The sequence below is a fragment of the Novipirellula sp. genome (assembly GCF_041583735.1).
In the GTDB taxonomy this organism is placed as follows: domain Bacteria; phylum Planctomycetota; class Planctomycetia; order Pirellulales; family Pirellulaceae; genus Novipirellula.
Genome location: NZ_JBFHFD010000622.1, coordinates 1 through 5117 on the forward strand (window position 1 = coordinate 1; position 5117 = coordinate 5117).

Here is a 5117-nt window from a genome sequence, read left to right on the forward strand (position 1 = left end):
AGCCAAGCGAATTGCCCACCAATGCGGAGGTTCGCGAGCAAGTCCAGGTGTTGGCGCGCATGCATGAAGGAGCCGACACGCAAGCAGAGCGACTGCTGGAGATGCGTCTCCGCGCCGTGTGGTGGATGCGCCGATTCAGCCAGTTTCATCCCAAGTTAATTGGCAGCGTTCTGACAGGGGCGATTCGACAAGGATCGGATATCGACTTGCATGTCTTCGCGGGGAATCCCCATTCGATAACCGTCGAATTGGATGACCTTGGGATTCAGTATGAATTGGAACGCAAGCGGATTGTCAAAGATGGACAACAGCGAGTATTTACGCACATCCATGTGCGAGATCAATTCCCAATCGAGCTGACGGTCTACCATCCTTCGCTACTGGGATTCAATTTCCGTAGTTCGATCACCGGAAAGCCGATCGAACGCGCCGGGATCGGGGAACTCGAACGAGTAATCGCGATCGAACATGACGTCGATGCGAACGGGCAAGCCGAGCAAATGTTGACCATGGATGCATGCCCCGATCGCTCGAATGTATTCTTATCGCTGCTAGTGCCACTGGAAAACGTGCGGCAAAGCCCGCGTTACCACCCCGAGGGCGACGCGTTGTTTCACAGCATGCAGGTCTTTGCACTAGCGAAAGACGTGATGCCGTACGACGAAGAGTTTTTGCTGGCGGCGCTACTGCACGATGTCGGCAAGGCGATCGATCCCGACGATCATGTCGCCAGCGGTCTGGAAGCACTCGAGGGCTTCATTAGCGAGCGAACCGCTTGGCTGATCCAGCATCACATGGAGTCGCATAAGATCCAGGACCGCACGATCGGGGCGCGACGTCGTAAACGTCTGGCCGCTCACCCGTGGTTCGAGGACCTTTGCTTGTTAGGCGATTGCGACCGAGCCGGACGTGTCCCCGGAGCCGAGGTGGAAGAGCCCGAAGAGGCGCTGCAGTACATCGAGCAGCTGGACGAGATGTTCGAGTAGGGCCGGTTGCACCAGCCGATCACAAACCAGCCGATCACAAACCAGCCGGTGGGAACCGGGCCTACGATTATTGAAGGATCTTTAGCAAGATCCACTACTTTCCGCCGATGGCTCGGCGGAAAGAGTCGAAGGCGTCTTGGTAGGCCGCCGGCGGTGGCGTTCGGTTGCCGGAATCACGCAGTCCTCGTAATGCATCGGATTGCTCGCGACGTTGACTGGTGGCTTGCGTCGGTGGACGCATCCCCAAACTTTCTAACGCTTCGGTCAATTCGCTCTTAGCATTCGGGTCGTTTGGATTGGCGTTGTCCAGTTCGCGAACCGATTTCCAGCGATCGACAAACCGCTGCATGTCGTCTTCGCTCCAATTCAGTTTTTCCAAAAGCTCTTGATCGGGTTGATCGCGAGTTTCCTCGAGGTAATCGAGTACCATGTCGGTCGACTTCTTGGCGTAATCAAGGTCGATCGGGTCGGGAGTCGGCGGCAAATCGGCAGCCGCTTCGCCAGTGTCCGCTCCCGAACCTGCGCCATTACTGCCCTGGCCCGACGAAGCCGAAGGATCGTTCGACGCGTCCTGAGGCTGTCCCGCTTGGGGTGACGATTTGGAGTTCGATCCGGATTCGTTAGCTTGTCCTGATTGCGACTCGCTGCCTTGCGGCTTCGTGTCTTGATTGGCTTTGGACGCAGCATCCTGAGGTGTACCTGACTGAGATTGCTTTCCATCGCTTCCCTGCTTTGCGTCACTCCCCTGCTTCCCTTCTGCGGTCTCCCCCGCGTTCTCCTTGGCTGCGTCACCCTGCTGCTGCTCGGAACCGTCCTGTTTGCTGGCACCCTGTTCGCCGCTGCCCTGTTCGCCGTCAGCCTTTTCGCCGCTGCCTTGTTCGTTCATCGAGTCGCTGCCGGCCCCTTTGTCGCTTCCCTTTTCGCCGCTCTGCTCGCTAGCATTCTCGGCGGACTGGCCCGCTGCATCGTCGCCCTTAGCCGCTTTGGCATCATCTTGCATCGCATCACTCGACTCGCCCGCTCCGCCTTGATTCTCAGCCGCAGCATCGCCAGCGGCTTCGCTGCCAGCCGGATCGGTTGCTGATTTACCTGCCCCGCGGTCGTCTCCGCCTGGCTTGTTTGCATCGGATTGCATTGCCCCCGCATCGCTGGATGCCGCTTCAGAATCCTGACCTTCGTTTGATTCGTTGCCTTGCCCGGACTCACTCTCTTTGCCCGCGCCGTTCCCTTTGCTCGATTCATTCTCTTTGCCCGCACCTTCGGTTTTGGAACCCGATGGATTCTCGCCGTCTTGACCCGAATGAGATTCCGACTTGGCTGCGGAATTGTTTTGTGCGTCCTGGCCCGCTTGCTCTTGTTTCTTTTTGTCGAGGTAATCGCGAATCCGCTCGAACGCTTCCCCATCATGCTCGGGCGTTTCGGGCTTGCCCGCTTCGCCGCCGCCAGCGGAGGAGTCTTGTGAGCCCGACGCCCCTTGCGAGCCTGCATCTTGAGCGTCTGCATCTTGAGACTCGCTGGACTGCTGGCCCGAGCCGCCCGAATTCGAAGCATTTTGATTGGGTGAATCTTGTTTCGAAGGATCGATCATGCCTTCATCTGCCCTGCCCTGCCCTGCCCCATTTTTGGAATCGCCGGACGGTTTGCCCGCATTCTGCGGATCGCTGGACTTCGAACCTTGCGGTTGATTTCCAGCACCTTGATTGCCACCTTCTGCGTTTTCAGAACCGCTTTCATCGCCAGAAGGTTTTTGATTTGGATCCGCATCGCCCTGCGTCGCCGGATCGCTCCCCGAGTCACTCGCCTCGGAATTTTCCATCGAATCGCCTGCGGGTTTTGAGCTGGGGTTTGAATTCGACGCATCGCCCTGACTCGAACCGCCCTGCCCTGCCCCGCTGCCTTCGGACGGATTTTCATCACCGCCTTCATTTCGATCGCTCGACTGTTTTCCACCGCCGCCGGATGAACCGGATTGGTTTTCTTGGTCGCCGTCTTGGGGTTCCCCCGACTCGCCACCTTCGCCGCCACCGGACGAACCGCCGGATTGTTTGCCTGATTCACCTTTACCGCCCGCGGCCGACGAACCACCGGAACCGCCCTGCCCTCCTTCGCCTGAAGCCTCGCTGGCGTTGGGATCCGCTGCGGGTTTGTTATCAGGTGATGACAAACCGTCGCCCGCCGCCGGTTCGTTGGGTACCGGTTCGCTCATCGTAATGCGAAGTTCTACCGGATCGGTTTTTGTGGCATTGGGTTCGACCAACGGATCCGATTCATCTTGTCGATTGTCGGTCGCGATCGCGGTGACTTGAACCGCATCACCGACACGCAGGAAATGCTCGTGAGGCCGAAAACGGTACTCGGCAATCTGGTTTCCTTTCTTGCCGAGCGGGTCGCTCCACAGCGTCGCACGCTCGAGCACTTCGATTCCACGACGAATTTCGATTTCGATTTGCTGCAAACCAAAATCAGCATCGGCCGCATGAATCTCGACGATCTGCTGAGCGTCGATCGGGATATTCTTGGGCGATTGTCGCGGCATCACGATCGTGACCTCGGGCGACAAGTCGGCATTGACACGAATCGGATAAACAATCGGGGAGGGATTGGTTTGTCCGATTTTGTCCCAGACCTTGATGCGATAACTTTCCAACTGCACCGCAGCGGAGCGTTGGCGAGCATAGCGAACGGGAAACGTAATGGTCACGAGGGTGCCCGAATCATCAATGCTCATCGCCGACTCGCCCGCTGTCGCATGCACCAAATCGCCGAGCGGTTTTGGATTGAACTGGATCGTTGCTTTTTCGATCGGACGATTCGTTCGCGCGGTCACCGTGACTCGCGTTCCATCGAGCGCGGTGATCGCCGCACTGCTGCTGGTGTGAGGCTGTTTTTGCGTGTAAGCCGGCGGCTCGTAGCGGATCGACTGAACCGCGACGACCGGAACGTCTTGGACGCTCAGATAGTAAGGCCCGGCGACATCATCGCCTGCCACAATTTGATAAGGCACTTGGCCGGACGAGGCATGATCAAGCGTGACCTCTCCGGCAAAGCGACCGGAATCCGCATCGCGAACCAACGTGATTTGAGCTTCGCGATCTTTGAGTTGCCAGCGGCACACCACCGGCTCGTCTTGCCGCAGCCCCTCGACTGCGGCCGACACCTCGACGGTTCGCCCCGCGAGCACTTCGGCATCGCCAGGGATAACGTCACGAATCTTGACTCGTTTTGCCGGCTCGATCGATGCGACGGGCATCACCAACCGACTAGCGGAATGAAAACTGTTTTTCGGTGACAGCGCGGCATAGATGAAAAAGATCGCCATCAAGCTTGCTGCGGCGATCCACCAGCGAAGCGTTCCGGTGGCTTCGACCGGCAGCGCGTCGTGGCTGCGAAGCCGGCTTGCCGCATGAGCGCCGATGGATCGAATGACTTTGCCGTTCAGACTAGGCGAGTCGCTTTGGTCGCGGAGCGTCACGTAGCTGGTCAACTCTTGACGCATCTCGGGAACATCGCGCTCGAGAGACCGAGCGGCATACTCAGGCCGAATCGTTCCTTTGATGACGGGCAACACCCGCGTGACCGCTTGATGCACCACCCACCCCAGGAGCACAAAGAAACCCGCCACACGGGCAAGCATTCCGGGAGTGTAAATCCACTGGTCAAGCACGACCCAGAGCAGCACGGCGACGAAAACGCCGATAAAAATTCGTAAAATGCTGCGAATGAATTCGGACCACCAGAGTGCATTTTGAGCCTCGCGGATCCTCGATTCAATCAAACTCGCAACGCCTTGGAACGCGTTTTGATCGCGATTGGCCGCGGGAGGCGGGGTCGGCGAAACGGTAGTCGGTTGCGACATAGATAACGTCAAAACTTGCGTAGACGGAGGAAATTGGCTCTTTAAGTATAGCTCAACGGATACCCAGAACGCTCATCGTACGAACTGCCAAATCGAGCTTGTCGACCGCGAAATTCATTTTAGCGGCGTCCTGACTGCAAACCAATCAAGGGGAACATGGCATAATCGTGCTAACCGCTGCGTTCGATCGGGGGGCAAATAGGATCGGAACTGGTAATCCGACACCTAGGCGTGACAACCGCAACTTCCTGCTACACTATTACGCAAACGGGACT

2 protein-coding genes are annotated in these 5117 nt (G+C 57.8%); one reads left to right on the forward strand and one right to left on the reverse strand.

The features are described 5' to 3' along the window. A partial coding sequence (locus tag ABX962_RS29665; protein ID WP_372724945.1) for an HD domain-containing protein occupies positions 1-986 on the forward strand: 986 nt, incomplete at its 5' end. 94 nt (positions 987-1080) lie between these two features. Here the strand turns inward: ABX962_RS29665 and ABX962_RS29670 are convergent. Then, entirely contained in the window at positions 1081-4842 is a 3762-nt protein-coding gene (locus tag ABX962_RS29670) for a circumsporozoite protein- membrane associated protein (protein WP_372724947.1), read from the reverse strand. Positions 4843-5117 lie beyond the last annotated feature (275 nt).

What these genes read in the sequence shown, in the direction of transcription:
- ABX962_RS29670 (WP_372724947.1), bottom strand. Translation starts at nt 4,842, where the DNA reads ATGTCGCAACCGACTACCGTTTCGCCGACCCCGCCTCCCGCGGCCAAT.